We start from the raw sequence: 21,404 nt of genomic DNA on the forward strand, positions 1-21,404 counted from the left end.
CTCACGTTACCGGGCGGCACTCCTGCCCTCGGTACGCTGGGGGCCTCATGATGCAGCGAATCGACCTCCGCGGCGGACTGCCCGCCCGCGCCGAACTCCTCCGACTCATGCCGCGCGCCGCCGGGGACGTCTCGCACGCGGTCGACGCCGCACGGATGCTCGTCGAGGACGTCCGCGCGCACGGGGCGGCAGCGCTGCAGGAGCAGGCCGAGCGGTTCGACGGGGGAGCCCCCGCGAACGTGCGGGTGCCGGCCGCCGAGATCGCCGCCGCGGTCGCCGGCCTGACGCCGGAACTCCGCGAAGCACTCGACGAGGCGATCCGCCGCGTCCGGGCAGCGAGCGCCGCGCAGGTGCCGCCCGCATCCGTCACGACCCTGGCCGACGGCGCCGAGGTGCACCAGCGCTGGCAGCCGATGCGCCGCGTCGGGCTCTACGTCCCCGGCGGCAAGGCCGTGTACCCGTCGAGCGTCGTCATGAACGTCGTCCCCGCGCAGGTCGCCGGCGTCGGGTCGATCGCGCTCGTCTCCCCGCCGCAGCGGGACCACGGGGGAGCGGTGCACCCGACGATCCTCGCCGCCGCCGGCCTCCTCGGCATCGACGAGGTCTACGCGATGGGCGGTGCCGGCGCGATCGGTGCGCTGGCGTACGGCGTCCCGTCGATCGGCCTCGAACCCGTCGACCTGGTCACCGGCCCCGGCAACAACTACGTCGCCGCCGCGAAGCGCCTGGTGCGCGGCGTCGTCGGCATCGACGCCGAAGCCGGCGCGACCGAGATCCTCGTGATCGCCGACGACACCGCCGACCCCGCGTTCGTGGCCGCCGACCTGATCAGCCAGGCCGAACACGACGAGCAGGCCGGCAGCGTGCTGGTGACGACGTCGGCGGCGTTCGCCGATGCGGTGGAAGCCGCCGTCCCGGGGCAGACGGCCGTGCTCGGGACCGCCGTGCGCCTCCAGGCCGCCCTGGACGGACCGCAGTCCGCCGTCGTCCTCGTCGACTCGCTCGCCGACGCGGCCACAGTGAGCAACGCGTACGGACCGGAGCACCTCGAGATCCAGACCGCCGACGACGACGCGGTGCTCGCCGACATCGACGCCGCGGGTGCGGTGTTCGTCGGACCGAGCACGCCCGTGAGCCTCGGGGACTACCTCGCCGGCTCCAACCACGTGCTGCCGACCGGCGGCCAGGCGCGCTTCGGGTCCGGGCTCTCCGCGTCCACGTTCCTCCGGCCGCAGCAGGTGATCCGCTACACGGCGGACGCCCTCGCCCAGGTCGCGCCGCACATCGTGGCGCTCTCGACCGAGGAACAGCTCCCCGCACACGGTGCCGCCGTGACGGAGCGTGTGAACCGATAGCCTGGGGCCGACATGTTCTGCCCCTTCTGCCGCCACCCGGACTCCCGCGTCGTCGACTCCCGCACCAGCGACGACGGCACCTCCATCCGTCGACGCCGCCAGTGCCCGAACTGCGGCCGGCGTTTCTCCACGACCGAGACGGCATCGCTCAACGTCGTCAAGCGCAACGGGGTGCTCGAGCCGTTCTCGCGGGAGAAGATCATCTCCGGCGTGCGGAAAGCGTGCCAGGGGCGACCCGTCACCGACTCCGACCTCGCGGTGCTCGCGCAGCGGGTGGAGGAGATCGTGCGGTCCTCCGGCGCCAGCCAGATCGAGGCGAACGACATCGGGCTCGCGATCCTCGACCCGCTGCGGGAGCTCGACGAGGTCGCCTACCTGCGGTACGCCAGCGTGTACCAGGCGTTCGACTCACTCGAGGACTTCGAGTCCGCGATCGGGCAGCTGCGGATCGACCACCACGGGGCTGCTGGTTCTGGCGCTTCGGCCGCGTCCGGGTCTGGTTCTTCGGCCGCATCCGGGGCCCCGTCCGCTTCCGGGGCGTCCGCGTGAGCGGCGTCGCCGAGCGGCTCGTCCGCGGCGGGTACGCCGTCGTCTTCCGGTCCGTCTTCGCGAACATGGACCCCGAGCGCGCCCACCACGTCGCCTTCGCCGTGATCCGCTGGCTGCCGCACGTGCCCTTCCTCTCCGGTGTCGTCGAGCGCTACTCCCGCCCCGCGGCCGCCGACGGCGTCACCACGATGGGCATCCACTTCCCCTCCCGCTTCGGCCTCGCCGCCGGGTTCGACAAGGACGCCCGCGGCATCGCCGGCCTCGGGCTCCTCGGCTTCGGCCACGTCGAGGTCGGCACGATCACCGCGAAGCCGCAGCCGGGCAACGAGAAGCCCCGGCTCTTCCGGCTCATCGAGGACCGCGCCCTGATCAACCGGATGGGCTTCAACAACCGCGGCGCCGCAGCCGCCGCCCGCCGCCTGGAACGTGCACGCCGGAACCCCGGCCGCCCGGTCATCGGCGTGAACATCGGCAAGAGCCGCGTGGTCGACGTCGCCGACGCCGTCGAGGACTACCTCGAGTCGACCCGGCTCCTCGCCCCCTTCGCGGACTACCTCGCGGTGAACGTCAGCTCACCGAACACCCCGGGGCTCCGCGGCCTGCAGGAACTCGACCAGCTCCGGCCGCTGCTCTCCGCCGTGAAGGCCGCCGCCGGACGCGTGCCCGTGCTCGTGAAGATCGCGCCGGACCTCACCGACGAACAGATCGACGCGATCGCCGGGCTGGCGGTGGACCTCGGGCTCGCCGGGGTCATCGCCAACAACACCACGATCGACCGGTCCGGGCTCCGGACCCCTGCTGACGCCGTCGCGGCGATGGGAGCCGGGGGACTCTCCGGAGCACCGCTGGCCGGGCGCTCACTCGACGTGCTCCGGCGCGTGCGGGCTGCGGTGCCGTCGGACTTCTGCGTGATCGCGGTCGGAGGCGTCACCTCGGAGGCCGACGTCCAGGCCCGGATCGACGCCGGCGCGACCCTGGTGCAGGGCTACACGGCGTTCCTCTACGAGGGGCCCACCTGGGCCACGCGGATCAACCGGCTGCGCCGGCGCCGCTTGCGGCGCGCCGCGCGCTGACGCGCGGGCTGCCGCGCGGGGCCGCGCCACCGCGCGGGCGGGGCGCGCACGCGCGGGCGTGAGATCGCACTTCGTGTCGCCTCGACGTGAGCAAGGCGACACGAAGTGCGATCTCGCGGCCTCGTCGGTCGTCACCACCCACGGGCCGGGAGGCTCGTCGTGGCCCGGCACCGAGCCTCCCGTCCGGCGCCGCGCCACCGCGCGGGCGTGAGATCGCACTTGCGGTCGCCTCGACGTGAGCAAGGCGACACGAAGTGCGATCTCGCGGCATCGGCGGTCGTCACCACCTGGCGGCCGGGAGGCTCGTTGCGGCCCGGCACCGAGCCTCCCGTCCGGCGGGTGGCCCGCACGCCACCGGGGTGACGCCGCTGCGCACCGGGCCACTCCGGATGGCGACCGCGAGCGGTCGCGACACCCCGCTCACGTCCTCCGGGCGGTCGCAGATCGTCGCGTGATCGCTCGCCGGGTGACGGTTCGTGACCGGTCGGCGTCCCGCACACGGGGTGTCATGACCGCGCGAGGAACCGCCGGGGACCACGAAGCGCGCACGAAGCGCGCACGACGAAGCGCGGGCGAAGCACGGACGACGAAGCGCGGGCGAAGCGCGCACGACGAAGCGCGCACGAAGCACGGACGACGAAGCGCCGCCGGCCTGGGGGCCGACGGCGCTTCGCGCGGAGCAGGAGGGGTCAGGCGGGGTACTGGCCGCGCTTGACCTGGGGCTTGGGGAGGCGGAGGAACCGCAGCTGCCACGCCCGCGTCAGGATGTAGAGGAACGAGCCCTTCTGGAACTCGCCGAACTTCGCGGTGAGCTTGCGGCGCAGCACGAACCAGAGCACCAGGCAGTCGATGATGAACAGTGCGACGAACGCCCACACGAGGAGCAGCGCGTACGAGGCCGCCGCGGTCTGCGACGCCACGAACCCGACGATCAGGAAGATCACCAGGATGGGCATCATCACTTCGCCCACGTTCCAGCGGGCGTCGATGTAGTCGCGCACGAACTTGCGCTGCTCGCCCTTGTCCTTCGCGGGGAGGTAGCGCTCCTCGCCGTTGGCCATGCCGACCCGGGCCTTCTCGCGCTCGTTGGTGAGACGCGCGCGGGCGGCCTTCTTGTCGACGGGGGTGTTGCCGACGAGCGGGCGGCGGTTGGCGGCTTCGCGCTCACGGCGCGACGGCGTCGGACGACCCTTGCCCTGTTCGAGCAGTTCCTCTTCCGAGGGGTTGACTGTCGTGTTGGTCTTCGGTGCTGCCTTCGCCACGGTGATTCCTGCTGTCGGTGAGCGGTGCACCGAGGAGCGCCCCGGTGCCGGTGTCCTCTAGATTACCGGGCATGACCGACACCGCACAGTCCGCACCCGCGACCGACCCCCGGCTCCTCGACGCCCTCCGCGAACAGGTGCAGGGTGACCTGCCCCGGACGATCGCCGATCTCGCAGGCCTGGTGCGGATCCCGTCGGTGTCGTGGTCGGCCTTCGACGCGGCGAACGTGCGCCGGAGTGCCGAGGCGGTGGCGGAGCTCGCGCGGGACACCGGCGTGTTCGAGGAGGTCCGGATCGTCCGCAGCGCGGTGAGCGGCGACACGCCCGCGGGCGCTTCGGACGCGCAAGGCACCGAGCACGACGGCGTCGAGCTCGGCCAGCCGGCGATCCTCGCGGTCCGCCCGGCCCGGAACGGCAAGCCGACCGTGATGCTCTACGCCCACCACGACGTCCAGCCGCAGGGCGACGACGCGCTCTGGGAGACCCCGCCGTTCGAGCCGACGCTCCGCGGGGACCGTCTGTACGGCCGCGGCGCCTCGGACGACAAGGCCGGCGTGATGACCCACATCGCCTCGCTCCGTGCCCTGCACGCGCAGTTCGGCGACGACCTCGACCTCGGCATCGTGCTGTTCGTGGAGGGGGAGGAGGAGTTCGGCTCCCGCTCGTTCCGCACCTTCCTCCGCGAGCAGAAGGAGCACCTCGCCGCCGACGTCATCGTGGTGGCCGACAGCGACAACTGGTCGACCGAGGTCCCGGCGATCACCGTCTCCCTCCGCGGCAACGTCACGTTCAAGCTGACCCTCACGACGCTCGAGCACGCCAGCCACAGCGGCATGTTCGGGGGAGCGGCCCCCGACGCGATGCTCCCGATGGTCCGGCTGCTCGCCTCGCTGCACGACGACGCGGGTTCGGTCGCGGTCGAGGGCCTCACCGCGTACGACGCGCCGGTCCCGGCCCGCTCCGAGGACGAGCTCGCCGCCGACGCCGCGCTGGTGCCCGGCGCGAAGCCGGTCGGCACGGGCGACGTGCTGTCCCGGATGTGGTTCCAGCCGTCGATCACGGTCACGGGCATGGACGTCCCGAGCGTCGCGAACGCCTCGAACACGCTGCTGCCGACCGTGTCCGCGCGCGTCTCGGTGCGCGTCGCGCCTGGCCAGGCGGCCACGGACGCGTACGCCGCGGTCGAGCGGCACATCCACGCGCACACGCCGTTCGGTGCCCGCGTGGAGATCAGCGAGCCGGACGCCGGCGACGGCTTCCTGGTGGACACCAGCGGCTGGGCGGTGCAGGAAGCGCGGACCGCGATGGCCGAGGGCTGGGGCGCCGCGCCCGTCGAGCAGGGCATCGGCGGCTCGATCCCGTTCGTGTCCGACCTGGCCGCGGAGTTCCCGGAGGCGCAGATCCTGGTGACCGGCGTCGAGGACCCGGACACCCGTGCGCACAGCCCGAACGAGTCCCAGCACCTCGGTGTCCTGCACCGTGCGATCGCCTCCGAGGCGATCCTGCTGGCTCGCCTGGCGACGCGCTGACGACACGACCCAGCCTGGAGGCCCGGTGCACGTTCTCCACAACGGCTCACGTCGGTCGGTGGGCGTGCTTACAATCGGACCAGGCGCGGTGAACCGCACCGCTGCGAGAGGGAGGCGCGCATGAGCGACACCATCACGAACGAAGCCGTCGTCACGGACGTGGCTGCCACGGCGACGCCGTCGCACGGCGTCCTGCTCAGTGACGCCGCCGCGGGCAAGGTCGCGAGCCTCCTCGAGCAGGAAGGGCGCGACGACCTCCGCCTGCGCCTCGCCGTGCAGCCGGGTGGTTGCTCGGGCCTGATCTACCAGCTGTACTTCGACGAGCGCCTGCTCGACGGGGACACCACGGCGGAGTTCGACGGGGTCGAGGTCGTCGTCGACAAGATGAGCGTCCCGTACCTCGACGGAGCCACGATCGACTTCGAGGACACGATCCAGAAGCAGGGCTTCACGATCGACAACCCGAACGCCCAGGGCAGCTGCGCCTGCGGAGACAGCTTCCACTGATCCGCAGCCACCGACGCGTGAACGCGGGTGGGGAACGACCGACACGGTCGCTCCCCACCCGCGTTTCTGCATGCCGGACTTCTCACACTCGACGACACCTGCGGTTGACCAGGGAAAATCCCTGTCCGACCCGCGCCGATCCGGCCCGAGGGTGTGTCGGGTGTGCACGAGGCGTCACCAGCTGCGAGTAAGCTAGGAGTGTCCCAACCAAGCTGGGAGCCAGCCATGGGTCACCTCTGTGACCCGACGTCGGTCTCGACGGGCTGAGCCCGCGGCTTCAGTCTTTCCGAGAGGTAACAGTGCGTTCGAATCGCCGTATACGTTGGGCGGCCGTCCCGGTGGCCGTCGGTCTGGTCATCGCACTGGCGGGCTGCTCGCAGCAGCAGCTCAACGGATGGCTCCCCGGCACCGATGAGACGAAGGACGTCACGAACCACACGAGCCGCATCGTCGGCCTGTGGACCACCAGCTGGGTCGTGCTCCTCGCCGTCGGTCTCATCGTGTGGGGCCTGATCATCTGGGCAGCGATCGTCTACCGCCGTCGGAAGGGCCAGACCGGCCTCCCGGTGCAGATGCGCTACAACATGCCGCTCGAGATCTTCTACACGATCGTGCCGCTGATCCTCGTGCTCGGCTTCTTCGCCTTCACCGCGAAGGACCAGGCCGCCATCGAGAAGCCCTTCGCGCAGCCGGACACCACGGTGCACGTCTACGGCAAGCGCTGGGCGTGGGACTTCAACTACATCGACCAGAACGACCCGTCGAAGAGCGTCTACTACCAGGGCATCCAGGCCCAGGAAGAAGAGAACGCGAACGGCGCGATCGACGAGTCGCAGCTCCCGACCCTCTACCTGCCGGTCGGCAAGAAGGTCAAGATCGAGCTCGACTCCCGCGACGTGGACCACTCCTTCTGGATCATCGACTTCCTCTACAAGAAGGACATGCTCCCGGGGAAGACGAACTACGAGTACTTCATCCCGGAGAAGGTCGGCACCTACCAGGGCAAGTGCGCCGAGCTCTGCGGCGAGTACCACTCGCTGATGCTCTTCCAGGTGAAGGTCGTGTCGCCCGCGAAGTACCAGGCGTACCTCGACACGCTCAAGGACCAGGGCAAGGTGGGCCTGCTCGGCGACGAGTACAACACCAACACGAACCAGCCTGACAACAAGGCGCCCGTCACGGCGTCAGACGACAAGTAGGGGCTCGCCAGATGACAACGTCATTCGTCGGCCAACCGACTGCCACCTCGACGCCGGACTTCCAGGCGTCGAAGGTCGGTCGGAAGGGCAACATCATCGTCCGGTGGATCACCTCCACGGACCACAAGACGATCGGGTACATGTACCTGATCACGTCGTTCCTGTACTTCCTGCTCGCCGGCGTGATGGCCCTGGTCATCCGCGCACAGCTCTTCGAGCCCGGCCTGCAGCTGGTGGCGACGAAGGAGCAGTACAACCAGCTGTTCACGATGCACGGCACGATCATGCTGCTGCTCTTCGCGACGCCGCTGTTCTCGGGCTTCGCGAACGCGATCATGCCGCTGCAGATCGGTGCCCCGGACGTCGCGTTCCCGCGACTGAACGGGTTCGCCTTCTGGCTGTACTTCTTCGGTGGCCTCATCGCCGTCGGTGGCTTCCTCACCCCGCAGGGCGCCGCGTCCTTCGGCTGGTTCGCCTACGCGCCACTCAGTGACACGACGTTCACACCAGGGCTCGGTGGCACCCTCTGGGTGTTCGGCCTCGGGCTGACGGGCTTCTCGACGATCCTCGGTGCGGTGAACTTCATCACGACGATCATCACGATGCGAGCCCCGGGCATGACGATGTTCCGCATGTCGATCTTCACGTGGAACACCCTCGTGACCTCGCTGCTCGTGCTGATGGCCTTCCCGGTCCTCGCCGCCGCGCTCTTCGGCCTCGGTCTCGACCGCGTGTTCGACGCCCAGATCTTCAACCCAGCCAACGGCGGAGCGCTGCTCTGGCAGCACCTCTTCTGGTTCTTCGGCCACCCCGAGGTCTACATCATCGCGCTGCCGTTCTTCGGCATCGTCTCCGAGGTCTTCCCGGTCTTCAGCCGCAAGCCGATCTTCGGGTACAAGACCCTCGTCTACGCGACCATCGCCATCGCGGCCCTCTCGGTCACGGTGTGGGCGCACCACATGTACGTCACCGGTTCGGTGCTGCTGCCGTGGTTCTCGCTCATGACGATGCTCATCGCGGTCCCGACCGGCGTGAAGATCTTCAACTGGGTCGGCACGATGTGGCGCGGCTCGGTGACGTTCGAGACCCCGATCCTCTGGGCGATCGGCTTCCTGATCACCTTCACGTTCGGTGGTCTGACGGGTGTCATCCTGGCGTCCCCGCCGCTCGACTTCCACGTCTCGGACTCGTACTTCGTCGTCGCGCACTTCCACTACGTGGTCTTCGGCACCGTCGTCTTCGCGATGTTCTCCGGCTTCTACTTCTGGTGGCCGAAGTGGACGGGTCGGATGCTCAACGAGCGCCTCGGCAAGATCCACTTCTGGCTCCTGTTCATCGGCTTCCACACGACGTTCCTCATCCAGCACTGGCTGGGCGTCATCGGCATGCCGCGTCGTTACGCGACGTACCTGCCGAACGACGGCTTCACCTGGATGAACCAGCTGTCGACCATCGGCGCGATGATCCTCGGCATCTCGTTCCTGCCGTTCATCTTCAACGTCTACGTCACCGCGCGGAACGCACCGAAGGTCGCCGTGAACGACCCGTGGGGCTACGGCCGCTCGCTCGAGTGGGCGACCTCCTGCCCGCCGCCGCGGCACAACTTCACGTCGATCCCGCGCATCCGCTCGGAGTCCCCGGCATTCGACCTGAACCACCCCGAAGCGGGTGTGCCGATCGGTGTGGGTCCCGCGAAGGACGCGCCCGATGCCCCGACCTACGACGCCGCGAAGGGCGAGGTGAAGTAAGGCGATGCGCGCCAACGTCAACCTGTTCTGGATCCTCTTCGGGTTCTTCATCCTCGCGGACGCCGCCTACACGGTCTGGTTCGCCCTCGCCCACAACGGTGGCTGGGAGCCGGTCGGCACGGTCGGCATCGGCCTGGTCGGCATCATGTCCGCGTTCATCGCGTTCTACCTCGGGCGGGTGCTGTCCGCACAGGGCGGCGACCTGCCGGAAGACCGCCAGGACGCCAACATCGAGGACGGCGACGCCGAGCTCGGGCACTTCAGCCCGTGGTCGTGGTGGCCGATCCTCCTCGCCGGCGCCGTCGCGATCACCTTCCTCGGTGTCGCGGCCGGCCTCTGGATCGTCCCGATCGGCCTCGTGCTGATCACGGTCACGCTGGTGGGCTGGGTCTTCGAGTACTACCGCGGCAACTTCGGTCACTGATGTCAGCAGCACTGACATCGTCATGACCCGCACTTGACGCTTCGGGCGGCACCTCCACCGGTGCCGCCCGAACTGCGTCCAGACGACCTTCCCGGACACGGCGCGCGAGAGCGTTCCTGCCAGGGGAATCATCCGGCCCGTGTACGGCTTGAGCCATGCGGACCCCACCACCACGCGAAAGGAGTCACCTCCGGTGACCGACAAGCGCACCCTCATCATCTTCGGCGCGACGGGCGACCTCGCCTCCCGTCTGCTCCTGCCGGGCCTCGGCACGTTCCTGCAGAGCGGCCGTGCCGTCCCCGTGCAGCTGATCGGCACGGGCCGCAGCGAGCGTTCCCCCGAGCAGTGGAAGGACATCGTCACGAAGTCCTTCGCCACGCAGGACGTCAAGGGCCCGGAGGTGGACGCGACCATCGAGTCGACCGAGTTCATCCAGGGTGACCCGACCGACCCGAAGCACCTCGAGGCGCTCCTCGCGGCCGCCGAGAACGAGCCGATCCTGTACTTCGCGCTCCCGCCGCAGATCGCCTCGGACATCTGCGAGGCGCTCGAGCAGGTCGAGCTCCCCGAGGGCACCACGCTCGCGTTCGAGAAGCCGTTCGGCACCGACGTCGCCAGCGCGAAGGCCCTCAACGAGACCGTCCTGAAGCTCGTCCCGGAAGAGCGCGTGCACCGCACCGACCACTTCCTCGGACGCACCACGGTCCTGAACATCATCGGTCTGCGCTTCGCGAACCGTCTGTTCGAGCCGATCTGGAACGCGGACAACATCGAGAAGGTCGACATCTTCTACGACGAGACCCTCGGTCTCGAGAACCGCGCCCAGTACTACGACGAGGCCGGCGCGATGGTCGACATGATCCAGTCGCACCTGCTGCAGATCCTCGGGCTCGTCACGATGGACGCCCCGGCTGCGATCGACGCCGTCGAGTTCCGTTCGTCGCTCGCGCGTGCGCTCCGCTCCACGCAGCTCAAGGGTGACGACCCGAAGATCGCCTCGCGCCGCGCCGTCTACACGGCCGGCACGATCGACGGCAAGGACCTGCCGTCGTACCAGGACGAGGACGGCGTCGAGCCCTCCCGCAAGACCGAGACCCTCGCGGAGATCTCGGTCGAGGTGGACACGGCCCGCTGGAAGGGCGTCCCCTTCACGCTCCGTTCCGGCAAGGCACTCGGTGCCAGCCGCAAGGAAGTCCTGATCACGTTCAAGCCGGTGCCGCGTCTGCCCTCCGGCCTCAGCGGTCGCCCGAAGACGGACACGCTCCGCATCGTCCTGAACCCGGACGAGATCGAGCTGACCGTGTCGGCGAACGGCGGCGGCAACCCGTTCGAGATGGGCCAGGTTACCCTGTCCTCCTCGTTCAGCGACGGCGAGCTGACCCCGTACGGCGAGGTCCTCAACGGCATCTTCCACGACGACCCGCTGCTCTCGATCCGCGGCGACGTCGCGGAGCGCTGCTGGGAGATCGTCGAGCCGGTCGTCGCCGCCTGGAAGGCGAACGACGTCCCGCTCGAGGAGTACCGCGCGGGCTCGCGCGGCCCGGCGGACTGGGAGTCGTCTTCCTGACGACTGCGATCCTGCGGATCTGACGGACGGGAGGCCCGGTGCCAGCTGGCACCGGGCCTCCCGTCCGTCGTGGTCGTGCGTTTCTTCCCATCGCGGCCGCGGTGGGATGTCGAATCGCGCGTGGGTGGTCGAAAGTTCTGACTGCCTACGCGCGTTTCGACGTCCCACGCGGGTTTCGACCGCCTGCCGTGGGGCGAGGCGGGCGCGGCGCCGGGGCGCGGCGGCGCGCCGAGGCGCGGGGGCGGTCAGGCGGGAGTGCCCGCGCGCTCGCCCTCGCCGGTCCAGGAGCGGGTGCCGCCGTCGCGCTGGGGGATGCGCGTGCGGTGGCCGGAGGCCTTGCCCCGTGCACGGTTGATCGCGTCCGCGGCGGCGACGAGCGTCAGGTGCGACAGCGCCTGCGGCGTGTTGCCGATGTGGTGGCCGGTCGCGACGTCGACCTCTTCCGAGAGCATGCCGACGTCGTTGGCGTAGCCGACGAGGACGTCCATCAGGCGCTCGGCGTCCTCGATCCGGCCGGACGCGGCGTACTGCTCGACGAGCCAGAACGAGCACGCGAGGAACGGGTGCTCGCTCCCGCTGAGCCCGTCGAACCCGGCGGACGTCCGGTAGCGGAGCACGAGGCCGTCTGGTCCGACTCGGAGGTCGTCCTCGATGGTCTTGACCGTGCCGAGCATCCGCGGGTCGTCCGCCTTGCAGAAGCCGATCTGCGGGAGCACGAGCAGGCTCGCGTCGACCTCGTCGGTGTCGTAGTGCTGCCGGAAGGCACCGCGGGCCCTGTCGTACCCGTGCTCGTCGATCTCGGCGCGCACGGCGTCGCGGAGGCTCCGCCAGCGGTCGACCGGTCCTTCGAGCCCGAACTCCTCCACCGCGGCGACCCCGCGGTCGAACGCCGCCCAGATCATCGCGCGCGAGTGGGTGAAGTGCCGACGGGGGCCGCGCATCTCCCAGATGCCGTTGTCGGGTTCCTGCCAGTGCTCCTCGACGTAGCCGAGCAGTGCGCGCTGCAGGGCCCAGGAGTCGGCGTTCTCCTCGACCCCGAGCTCGCGGGCGTCGTGGAGTGCGGCGAGCACCTCGCCGAAGACGTCGCCCTGGTACTGCGTGTACGCACCGTTCCCGACACGCACCGGCTTCGAGCCGGCGTACCCGGCCAGGTGGTCGAGCTCCCACTCGGGGAGCTCCCGCTCCCCGGCGATGCCGTACATGATCTGCACGTCGGCCGGGTCACCGGCGATCGCCCGGAGGAGCCAGCCACGCCAGTGCTTCGCCTCGTCCTGGTACCCGTGCGCGATGAGCGACGCGAGTGCGAGGGAGGCGTCGCGGAGCCAGACGTAGCGGTAGTCCCAGTTGCGTTCGCCGCCCGGGTCCTCGGGGAGGCTCGTGGTGGCGGCCGCCACGACCCCGCCGGTCTCGGCGTGGGTCATCGCCCGGAGGAACAGCAGCGACTGCCGGGTCTCCGCCGCGTACCGGCCCTCGACCCGGGTCTTGCCGGTCCACGCGTGCCACCAGTCCTTGGTGTGGGCGAGGGCCGCGTCGACGTCGATCGGCACCGGCGGTTCGCGGTGCGAGGGGTACCAGGTCAGCACGGTGTCGAGCACGTCGCCGTCCCGCACGGTGGCGACGGCGAGGTGCCGGTGGTCGTCGGCGTGGAAGCGGATGCCCCGGACGATCACCGACGCGGGGCCGGCCGTGGCGAGGAGCGCGGGGTCGTCGTCGTCCCCGATCTGCCGGACCCAGGGGAGCGCTCGGGCGTAGTCGAACCGGATCCGCAGCGTCTGCCGCATCTCCACCGATCCACGGAGTCCCCGCACCCGGCGGACGATGGTCGCCCGGTGCGCGTCGATCGGCATGAACTCGGTGACCTCGACGATGCCGGAGTCGGTGGTCCAGACGGTGGTCAGGACGAGAGTGTCCGGGTCGTAGCGCCGTTCGGCCGTGGCGTGCTGGTCGGACGGGCGGAGCGACCAGTGCCCGGCGTGCTCGTCACCGAGGAGCGCGGCGAAGGTCGACGGTGCGTCGAACCGGGGGAGACACGCCCAGTCGATGGTGCCGGCCCGGTCGACCAGGGCAGCCGTGTAGCAGTCCCCGATGATCGCGTGGTCTTCGATGCGCTGTGCCATGACCCGATCGAACCACCGCCCACCGGTGTTCCACCGGCGTCGTGACGGCGGGGCTGATGTTCCGTACAGTCCTGGTGCCGCTCAGTCGATGTCGGCGAGCCCGATCCGGCCGAGTTCGGTCCAGAGTCCGGCGCCGTCGGGCGCGTAGACCCACGGCGCCGTGGACTCCTTCGAGCGCTCCTGCGCGCGGGAGCGTCCACCGGCGAGGACCGCTTCACTCGTCGACAGCTGGCGGATCGCGACGCCGGCGACGTTCTCCGGGTGTTCGCGCGCGAAGTCGCCGTACAGGGTCTCGTCGTGCTGGCCGTCGTCGCCGACCAGGAGCCACTGCACGTCCGGGAAGTCCCGGGCGAGGCGCCGCAGGTTCTCGTGCTTGTGCATCTGCCCGCTCCGGAAGAAGCGGTCGTGGGTGGGACCCCAGTCGGTGAGGAGCAGGGTGCCGGACGGGTACATGTTCCGGGTCAGGAAGCGCTGCAGCGTCGGCGCGACGTTCCACGCGCCGGTGGACAGGTATACGGTCGGCGCGCCCGGGTGCTGCGCGAGGACGCGTTCGTAGAGCACCGACATGCCGGGGACCGGCCGGCGTCCGTGCTCGGTGAGCACGAAGGAGTTCCACGCCGCGAGCATCGGCCGGGGGAGCGACGTGACCATCACGGTGTCGTCGATGTCGGAGAGCAACCCGAACCGGGTGTCCGGGTGGACGATGAAGACGTCGGCTTCGACGTCGCGCTGTCCGCCTGCGGACAAGCGGATCGTCTGCCACCCCGGTTCGAGGTCGATCGGCACGATGGTGTCGACGACCCCGCCGCGGTCGGACTGCACGGTGTGGGTGGTCCCGCCGGCCGTGATCGTGACCTCCGCGTGGTCGACGGCGACGCTCGTGAAGGTCTTCCAGCCGCGCACACCCTCGAACGAGGCGTCGGATGCCAGGCCGCGACGGGTCAGCAGCACACGGCAGAGCACCCGGATCCACCCCGGCGCGCCGTAGCCCGTGTACGGGATGACGGTGGGGACGAGACCGCGGCGTCGGGCACGCTGTTCGCGGAACTCCTGCACGGCGTCCTCGATGCGGGCGGCCCGGTGCAGGATCGGCTCGGCCAGCGACGGTTCGTGGGACGTCGGGTCGGGCATCGCCCCATCATTCCACGCACTGGACGCAAGATGTCCACGACGGCAGAAGACACCCCGAGAATCGCAGCGATGTTCCAGCCGTCCTCTGCGAGAGTTGGCCCCGTCGGTCGGCCCCGCCGCTCCGTCCCGTCACACCAACAGCCCGCGGCCACCGCGAGAAGGAGAACACGTGCTCGTCACCGAGGTTTCGAACGCACTGCCGGGGGGATCATCACTGCTCAGGAACGAGCCGGTCCAAGCCCGCAGTTCGGCGCGCCTCGCCGGACTCCTGGACGCCGCAGCCGCGGTGATCGACGAGATCGGGTTCGAGCGGCTCACCACGGCCATGGTCGCCGAGCGGGCGGGGGCGTCCATCGGCACGGTGTACCGGTACTTCCCGGACCGCATCGCCGTGGTCGAGGCGCTCGCGATCCGCTGCACGCAGCGACTCGCCTCCCGCTTCGTCGAGGCGCTCGACGCGAGCGGCGCGACGACGTGGCAGGACGCCTGCGACGCGCTCATCGACATGACGAGCGACATGTACCGCACCGAGCCGGGCTTCCGCGCGATCCGCTTCGGCGACGCAGCGGACTCCGGCGTGGGTGACGCCGAGGACCGCATGGCGGCGCTCGGGGGTGCCGTCGGCACGATCATGCGCGAGCGCTTCGGGCTGCCGGCGAACGACACGGTCACGCGCGCCTGGGTCGTCCTCACCGAGTCCGGCCACGCTGTGCTCGCCCGGGCCCACCAGGACCGCAGCGCACCGGACGCCGCCCTGATCGAGGCGTACCGGGCCATGGTCAAGACGTACATGGAATCGGTCGTCGCCACCGCCTGACCCGCCACACCAATCCGACGAGCGCCCGCTCTCCGAACCGGAGGTGCGGGCGCTCGGCTGTCCGGAAGTCGTCACGGATCGTCACGCGGACGAACCGCTGTCGGTGCTGACGGGTACTCTCACTCGGAGTCGGGCTACCTCCTACCAGAAGGGCACCCATGATCGAGTTCCGCTCGGTGCGCAAGACGTACCCGGACGGCACCAATGCCGTCGAGCGGTTCGACCTCGTCATCCCATCGCGCACCACGACGGTCTTCGTCGGGTCCAGCGGTTGTGGCAAGACGACGTTGCTCCGCATGATCAACCGCATGGTCGACCCCTCGTCGGGTTCCGTGGCGATCGACGGCGAGGACGTCGCGGGGGTCGACCCCGTGAAGCTCCGCCGCAGCATCGGCTACGTGATGCAGAACGCCGGGCTGCTGCCGCACCGCAAGGTCGCGGACAACATCGCCACGGTGCCGCTGCTCACCGGCGTGTCCAAGCAGGACGCACGGGCGCACGCCCTCGAGCTGATGGACACCGTCGGCCTCGACCGTGCCTTCGCCGACCGCTACCCGTCGCAGCTGTCCGGTGGGCAGCAGCAGCGCGTCGGTGTCGCGCGCGGGCTCGCCGTCGACCCGAACATCCTGCTCATGGACGAGCCCTTCGGCGCGGTGGACCCGCTGGTCCGCAACGACCTGCAGGACGAGCTCATCCGGTTGCAGCGTGAACTCGGCAAGACGGTGGTGTTCGTCACCCACGACATCGACGAGGCCTTCAAGCTCGGCGACCAGGTCGTCATCCTGAAGAAGGGCGGCGAGATCGCCCAGCTCGGCACGCCGGCGGAGATCCTCGCGGAGCCCGCCGACGACTTCGTCGCGAACTTCATCGGTGCCGGCCGCGGTCGTCGTGCGCTCCGCGTCGAGCAGACGCCGACCGGGCCGATCGTGGTGGACGGCGACGGCCGTGCCGCTGGTGTGCTCACCGGGCCGGTGCAGGTGGTGGACGCGGCGTCCGCCGTGCCGCAGCCGACCCGGGACACCGCGTGAACTGGGTCACCGGCAACCTCGACACGATCACGTCGAACCTGATCGCGCACGTCTGGTTGTCGGTCCCGCCGATCGTGATCAGCTTCGTGCTGTCGGTCCCGATCGGTCTGCTCGTGAACCGGCTGCGCAAGGGGCGCCGTGGTGCCCGCGCGACCGGCTCGACGATCGTCGTGGTGGCGAGCCTGCTCTACGCGATCCCGTCGTTCCCGCTGTTCCTCGCGCTGCCGCCGCTGCTCGGGACGAACATCCTCGACCCGCTCAACGTGGTGATCGCGCTGACGATCTACGGCGTCGCGCTGATGGCCCGCTCGGCCGCGGACGCGCTCGACGCCGTCGACCCCGCCGTCGTCAACGCGGCAGAGGCCATGGGCTACTCGCCCACGCAGCGGTTCTTCCGCGTGGAGCTCCCGCTCGCCGGCCCGGTCCTCCTCGCCGGCATCCGGGTCGTCGCCGTGAGCACGGTGAGCCTCGTCACGGTCGGTGCGCTCCTCGGCATCCCGAACCTCGGCTTCCTGCTCACCGACGGCCTGAAGCGCGGCATCAGCGTCGAGATCCTGACGGGCATCGTCCTGACGATCGTGCTCGCACTCGTCATCGACGCGCTGCTCGTGCTCATCGGACGCATCGTGATGCCCTGGACCCGGGGGAGCGGCCGCGCCGCCCGCAGTGTCCGGCGCCGTGCCGCGGCCGACGTCCGCACCGGGGAGGTCTCCGCGTGAACCTCTTCGCCGGCGCCATCGCCTGGATCTTCGACCCCGCGAACTCGACCGGACCGAACGGCATCCCCGTCCGCCTGGTCGAACACATCTGGATCACCCTGCTCTCCGTCGTCATCGCGTGTGCGATCGCGGTGCCGCTCGGGCTGGTCATCGGCCACACCGGCAAGGGCAAGAGCCTGGCCGTCGGGTTCTCCGGCGGTGTCCGCGCGCTCCCGACCCTCGGCCTCCTGACGATCCTCGCGCTGTGGATCGGCCTCGGCATCCAGGCGCCGCTGATCTCCCTCGTGATCCTCGCGATCCCCTCGATCCTGGCCGGCACGTACTCCGGGCTCGAGGCGATCGACCGTGTGACGATCGACGCCGCACGCGCCCAGGGCATGACGACGTGGCAGCTGCTGACGAAGGTGGAGATCCCGCTCGGGCTCCCGCTCATCGTCGGTGGCATCCGCGCCGCGGTGCTCCAGGTCATCGCCACCGCCACCCTGGCCGCGTACATCAACGCGGGCGGTCTCGGCGGGTACGCGTTCTCCGGGCTCGCGAACCAGGACTACGAAGAGGTCCTCGGCGGTTCGCTCCTGGTGATCGCACTCGCCATCGTCTTCGAGATCGTGTTCGCCGTCCTGCAGCGGCTCGCGGTGCCGGCGGGACTCACCGCCGCCTCCGCGAGTGATGGACGGCGCGACGCTGACAGCTCGGAAAGTCGAGCATCAACCCCCTTGGAAGGAACCCTCCAGTGATCACAGCACGTACCAAGCGCCTCGGCGCGACCATCGCCGTCGCCACCGCGGCAGCGATCGCCCTCGCGGGCTGCTCCTCGGGCGACCCGCTGTCCTCCGGTGGGGGCTCGAGCGACTCGAAGACCATCACCGTCGGCTCGCAGGCCTACCCGTCGAACGAGATCATCGCGGAGCTCTACGCGCAGGAGCTCGAGCACGCGGGCTTCGACGTCACGAAGAAGCTCAACATCGGTCAGCGCAAGGCCTACTGGCCCGAGGTCGCCAAGGGGAACATCGACGTCTTCCCCGAGTACAACGGCAACCTGCTGAACTACCTGCTCCAGACCGACAAGAAGGACACCACGACGGAGACCACGACGGACGGCATCAACGCCGCCCTGAAGGACGAGCTCCCCTCCGGTGTCAAGGCGCTCACCTCGGCCGCCGCGTCCGACTCGGACACCTACACGGTGACCCAGGACCTCGCGGACAAGTACGACCTCAAGTCGATCGCCGACCTGTCCAAGATCGGCGGGACCATCTCGATCGCCGCGAACCCCGAGTTCGCGACGGCCGCGTACGGTCCGACCGGCCTCAAGGCCAAGTACGGCATCACCGCCGAGGTCAACCAGCAGAACGACTCCGGTGGCCCGCTGACGGTCAAGGCGATCAAGGACGGCGACTCGCAGGTCGCGGACATCTACTCGGCCAGCGCGTCGATCGCGACCGAGAAGCTCGTCACCCTCGAGGACCCGAAGAGCCTCGTCCCGGTGAACAACGTCACGCCGATCGTGTCCTCGAAGCTGTCGTCCAAGGCGACCGCGGCGATCGACAAGGTCAACAAGGTGCTGACCACCGAGGCGCTCATCGAGCTGGACCGTCAGAACTCCGTGGACCAGAAGTCCGCGGCGTCGGTCGCGAAGGCGTTCCTCCAGAAGCAGGGCCTGCTGTAAGCACCCCGCTGCAGAAATAAACGACAGGTGTCGGGCGCTCGCCCGGCACCTGTCGTCGTTCGTGGGAGCGCGCGGGAACGAGTGTCCGAGCACAGAAGTTCCGCACGGTTGTGCCGTGCACACCTGCTGCACGTTCGTGCAGACCGCAGTTCTACAAGTTGTCGAAACGACCGTCCTGCCGGTAGCGTGGGGGTGTCCCAACGGTTGTGACACACCAGAAGTAGCCCTTCCACAGGAAGCAACTGACGTGCACCAGCAGCGCGCGGCGTTCCCGATCGGTTCCGCCGCATGAACGACATCCTCGATCCCCTGATCCTGTCGCGGTGGCAGTTCGGTCTGACGACGATCTACCACTTCCTCTTCGTCCCGCTGACGATCGGCATGGCCGTCGTCGTCGCGACGTTCCAGACCGCCTGGTACCGGACCGGCCGCGCGCACTACCTGCAGCTCACCCGGTTCTTCGGTCGGATCTTCCTGATCAACTTCGCGATGGGTGTCGTCACCGGCATCGTGCAGGAGTTCCAGTTCGGGATGAACTGGTCGAACTACTCCCGGTTCGTCGGTGACGTGTTCGGCGCTCCGCTCGCGCTCGAGGGCATCCTCGCCTTCTTCTTCGAGGCGGCGTTCATCGGGGTGTGGATCTTCGGCTGGGACCGCCTGCCGAAGGGCGTGCACCTCGCGAGCATGTGGTGCGTCAGCGCCGGCACGATCATGTCGGCGTACTTCATCATCGCGGCGAACGCGTTCATGCAGCACCCGGTCGGCTACGTCATCAACGAGGCCAAGGGCCGCGCGGAACTCACGGACATCTGGGCCGTCCTGACGAACAAGGTCGCGCTGGCGGCGTTCCCGCACACGCTGTTCGCCTGCTTCATGGTGGCTGCCGGCGTGATCATCTCCGTCGCGGCCTACCACCTGGCGCGCAACCAGAACCTCGAGACGATGATGCCGGCGCTGAAGTTCGGCCTGTGGACGATGGTCGCGGCCGGGGCGCTCACGGTGCTCACCGGCGACCAGCTCGGCCTGACGATGGTCGACACGCAGCCGATGAAGATGGCCGCCGCGGAAGCGCTGTACAACACCGCGACCGGCAAGGACGCCTCGTTCTCGATCTTCACGCTCGGCACGCCGGACGGGGTGCACGAGCTCTTCTCGATCCGCGTGCCCTACCTGCTCTCCTTCCTCTCCACCCACACCTTCACCGGCACCGTCGAGGGCATCAACAACCTCCAGGCCGAGTACACGCAGGTGTACGGCCCCGGCGACTACAAGCCGATCATCTGGGTGACCTACTGGTCCTTCCGCTGGATGATCGCCCTCGGCGTCGGCGCCGTGATGGTCTCGCTCGCCGGCCTCTGGCTGACCCGCAAGGGCCGTTTCCCGCGCCAGCGCTGGGTGTGGCGGATCGCGACGTGGGCCGTGCCGCTGCCGATGGCGGCGATGATCGTCGGCTGGATCTTCACCGAGATGGGCCGGCAACCGTGGCTCGTGTTCGGGTTGCTGAAGACCGCGGACGGGGTCTCGCCGAACGTCACGGGGCTCGAGGTCCTCATCTCGCTGGTCGTCTTCACGCTGATCTACGGGTCGCTCGCGGTGGTGGAGTTCCGGCTGATCAAGAAGGTCGCGCAAGAGGGCCCTGCCGCTCCGGCAGCGGTCGACGAGGAGACCGGTGAGGTCAAGCACGAAGTGACGGTCTACTGATGGATCTCCCCGTTCTCTGGTTCGCCATCGTCGGCCTGTTCTTCGTCGGCTACTTCGTCCTCGACGGCTTCGACTTCGGCGTCGGCATGGCGCTGCCGTTCCTCGGCAAGGACGACACCGACCGGCGCGTGATGATCAACACGATCGGCCCGGTCTGGGACCTCAACGAGACCTGGGTCATCGTCGCCGGCGCCTGCCTGTTCGCAGCGTTCCCGGAGTGGTACGCCACGATGTTCTCCGGCTTCTACCTGGCGCTGCTGCTCATCCTGGCGGCGCTGATCGCCCGCGGCGTCTCGTTCGAGTACCGGCACCAGAACAAGCAGCTGCAGTGGAAGCGCTCGTTCGACCTGATGATCATCGTCGGCAGCGCGGTGCCGTCGTTCCTCTGGGGCGTCGCGTTCGGCAACGTGGTCCGCGGCATCCCGATGGACTCCGGCCACAACTACACGGGCACGCTGTTCGACCTGCTGAACCCGTTCGCGCTGCTGACCGGCCTCGCCACGCTGCTGGTGTTCTTCACGCACGGTGTCGTCTTCATCGCGCTGAAGACCGAGGGGGACATCCGGGTGCGGGCGAAGCGCCTGGCGACCCGCGCGGGCATCGTGACGATCGTCGTCGCCGCCGCGTTCCTGGTGTCGATGGCCTTCGTCCGGGCGACCCCGACGTCACTCGTCTTGTCGGTCGTCGCCGCGCTGGCGCTCGTCCTCGCCGTGCTCTGCAACGCGTGGGGCCGGGAGGGCCGGGCGTTCACGCTCATGGCCGTGACCATCGCCGCCGTGGTGCTCGCGATGTTCACCGCGGTCTTCCCGGACGTGATGCCCGCGACGAACGACGCGGCGAACAGCCTGAACGTGTACAACGCCTCGAGTGGGACGTACACGCTGACGGTGATGAGCTGGGTGGCGTTGATCTTCGTGCCGCTCGTGCTCGCCTACCAGGCGTTCACGTACTGGGTGTTCCGCAAGCGCGTCACGCGGGCCCAGGTCACCGCGGCAGTGCACTGAGACCA

The 21,404-nt window shown here is 69.5% G+C and carries 19 protein-coding genes; 16 read left to right on the forward strand and 3 right to left on the reverse strand.

The annotated features are described in order from the left end of the window. Positions 1–47 precede the first annotated feature (47 nt). Genes hisD through EDF55_RS01085 form a run of 3 tightly spaced genes read left to right on the forward strand, consistent with a single transcriptional unit; the run spans position 48 to position 2,977 of the window. Positions 48–1,355, forward strand: coding sequence for a histidinol dehydrogenase (gene hisD / locus EDF55_RS01075; protein ID WP_123653104.1), 1,308 nt, complete (start codon positions 48–50; stop codon positions 1,353–1,355). Positions 1,356–1,367: 12 nt separating this feature from the next. Then, complete coding sequence (gene nrdR, locus EDF55_RS01080; protein WP_123653105.1) at positions 1,368–1,904, forward strand: transcriptional regulator NrdR; 537 nt, start codon at positions 1,368–1,370, stop codon at positions 1,902–1,904. Further along, complete coding sequence (locus tag EDF55_RS01085; protein WP_123653106.1) at positions 1,901–2,977, forward strand: quinone-dependent dihydroorotate dehydrogenase; 1,077 nt, start codon at positions 1,901–1,903, stop codon at positions 2,975–2,977. Before nrdR ends, EDF55_RS01085 begins: the two co-directional genes overlap by 4 nt. 689 nt (positions 2,978–3,666) lie before the next feature. Here EDF55_RS01085 and EDF55_RS01090 read toward each other — a convergent pair. Then, positions 3,667–4,239 (reverse strand): DUF3043 domain-containing protein, encoded by a 573-nt coding sequence (locus EDF55_RS01090; RefSeq protein WP_243698342.1) that lies wholly within the window; start codon positions 4,237–4,239, stop codon positions 3,667–3,669. Between the two features lie 71 nt (positions 4,240–4,310). Between EDF55_RS01090 and EDF55_RS01095 the strand changes: the two genes are divergently transcribed. From EDF55_RS01095 to EDF55_RS01120, 6 genes are all read left to right on the forward strand, one after another. Beyond that, a complete protein-coding gene (locus tag EDF55_RS01095) occupies positions 4,311–5,768 on the forward strand; it encodes a dipeptidase (RefSeq protein ID WP_123653107.1) in 1,458 nt (485 codons plus the stop codon). 120 nt (positions 5,769–5,888) lie between these two features. Further along, entirely contained in the window at positions 5,889–6,275 is a 387-nt protein-coding gene (locus tag EDF55_RS01100) for an iron-sulfur cluster assembly accessory protein (RefSeq protein ID WP_123653108.1), read from the forward strand. Positions 6,276–6,574: 299 nt separating this feature from the next. Next, entirely contained in the window at positions 6,575–7,474 is a 900-nt protein-coding gene (gene coxB, locus EDF55_RS01105; RefSeq protein WP_123653109.1) for a cytochrome c oxidase subunit II, read from the forward strand. Between the two features lie 11 nt (positions 7,475–7,485). Continuing rightward, a complete protein-coding gene (ctaD, locus tag EDF55_RS01110) occupies positions 7,486–9,222 on the forward strand; it encodes a cytochrome c oxidase subunit I (RefSeq protein ID WP_243698341.1) in 1,737 nt (578 codons plus the stop codon). Positions 9,223–9,226: 4 nt separating this feature from the next. Further along, positions 9,227–9,646, forward strand: coding sequence for a cytochrome c oxidase subunit 4 (locus EDF55_RS01115; RefSeq protein ID WP_123653110.1), 420 nt, complete (start codon positions 9,227–9,229; stop codon positions 9,644–9,646). A gap of 193 nt (positions 9,647–9,839) precedes the next feature. Next, positions 9,840–11,213: a glucose-6-phosphate dehydrogenase gene (locus EDF55_RS01120; protein ID WP_123653111.1), complete on the forward strand. Its 1,374-nt coding sequence runs from the start codon at positions 9,840–9,842 to the stop codon at positions 11,211–11,213. Between the two features lie 245 nt (positions 11,214–11,458). Here EDF55_RS01120 and EDF55_RS01125 read toward each other — a convergent pair whose 3' ends face one another. Further along, positions 11,459–13,330 (reverse strand): glycoside hydrolase family 15 protein, encoded by a 1,872-nt coding sequence (locus EDF55_RS01125; protein ID WP_123653112.1) that lies wholly within the window; start codon positions 13,328–13,330, stop codon positions 11,459–11,461. A gap of 81 nt (positions 13,331–13,411) precedes the next feature. Continuing rightward, entirely contained in the window at positions 13,412–14,461 is a 1,050-nt protein-coding gene (locus EDF55_RS01130) for an App1 family protein (protein ID WP_123653113.1), read from the reverse strand. 169 nt (positions 14,462–14,630) lie between these two features. Between EDF55_RS01130 and EDF55_RS01135 the strand changes: the two genes are divergently transcribed. The 7 genes from EDF55_RS01135 (at position 14,631) to cydB (ending at position 21,399) form a co-directional block, all read left to right on the forward strand. Continuing rightward, positions 14,631–15,278 (forward strand): TetR/AcrR family transcriptional regulator, encoded by a 648-nt coding sequence (locus EDF55_RS01135; protein ID WP_185017033.1) that lies wholly within the window; start codon positions 14,631–14,633, stop codon positions 15,276–15,278. Positions 15,279–15,436: 158 nt separating this feature from the next. After that, positions 15,437–16,306 (forward strand): ABC transporter ATP-binding protein, encoded by an 870-nt coding sequence (locus tag EDF55_RS01140; protein WP_123653115.1) that lies wholly within the window; start codon positions 15,437–15,439, stop codon positions 16,304–16,306. Beyond that, positions 16,303–17,025 carry an ABC transporter permease gene (locus tag EDF55_RS01145; protein WP_123653116.1) on the forward strand — a complete coding sequence of 241 codons (723 nt, stop codon included), beginning with the start codon at positions 16,303–16,305 and terminating at the stop codon, positions 17,023–17,025. Before EDF55_RS01140 ends, EDF55_RS01145 begins: the two co-directional genes overlap by 4 nt. Then, on the forward strand, positions 17,022–17,762 hold the full coding sequence (locus EDF55_RS01150; RefSeq protein ID WP_123653117.1) for an ABC transporter permease: 741 nt from the start codon (positions 17,022–17,024) through the stop codon (positions 17,760–17,762). The genes EDF55_RS01145 and EDF55_RS01150 overlap by 4 nt, the downstream gene beginning before the upstream one ends. Further along, complete coding sequence (locus tag EDF55_RS01155) at positions 17,759–18,694, forward strand: ABC transporter substrate-binding protein (RefSeq protein WP_243698340.1); 936 nt, start codon at positions 17,759–17,761, stop codon at positions 18,692–18,694. Before EDF55_RS01150 ends, EDF55_RS01155 begins: the two co-directional genes overlap by 4 nt. A 288-nt stretch (positions 18,695–18,982) precedes the next feature. Then, entirely contained in the window at positions 18,983–20,395 is a 1,413-nt protein-coding gene (locus EDF55_RS01160) for a cytochrome ubiquinol oxidase subunit I (RefSeq protein WP_123653118.1), read from the forward strand. Next, positions 20,395–21,399 (forward strand): cytochrome d ubiquinol oxidase subunit II, encoded by a 1,005-nt coding sequence (gene cydB, locus EDF55_RS01165; protein ID WP_123653119.1) that lies wholly within the window; start codon positions 20,395–20,397, stop codon positions 21,397–21,399. Before EDF55_RS01160 ends, cydB begins: the two co-directional genes overlap by 1 nt. Positions 21,400–21,404: the final 5 nt, after the last annotated feature.

The sequence above is a fragment of the Curtobacterium sp. ZW137 genome (assembly GCF_003762905.1).
Taxonomy (GTDB): Bacteria; Actinomycetota; Actinomycetes; order Actinomycetales; family Microbacteriaceae; genus Curtobacterium.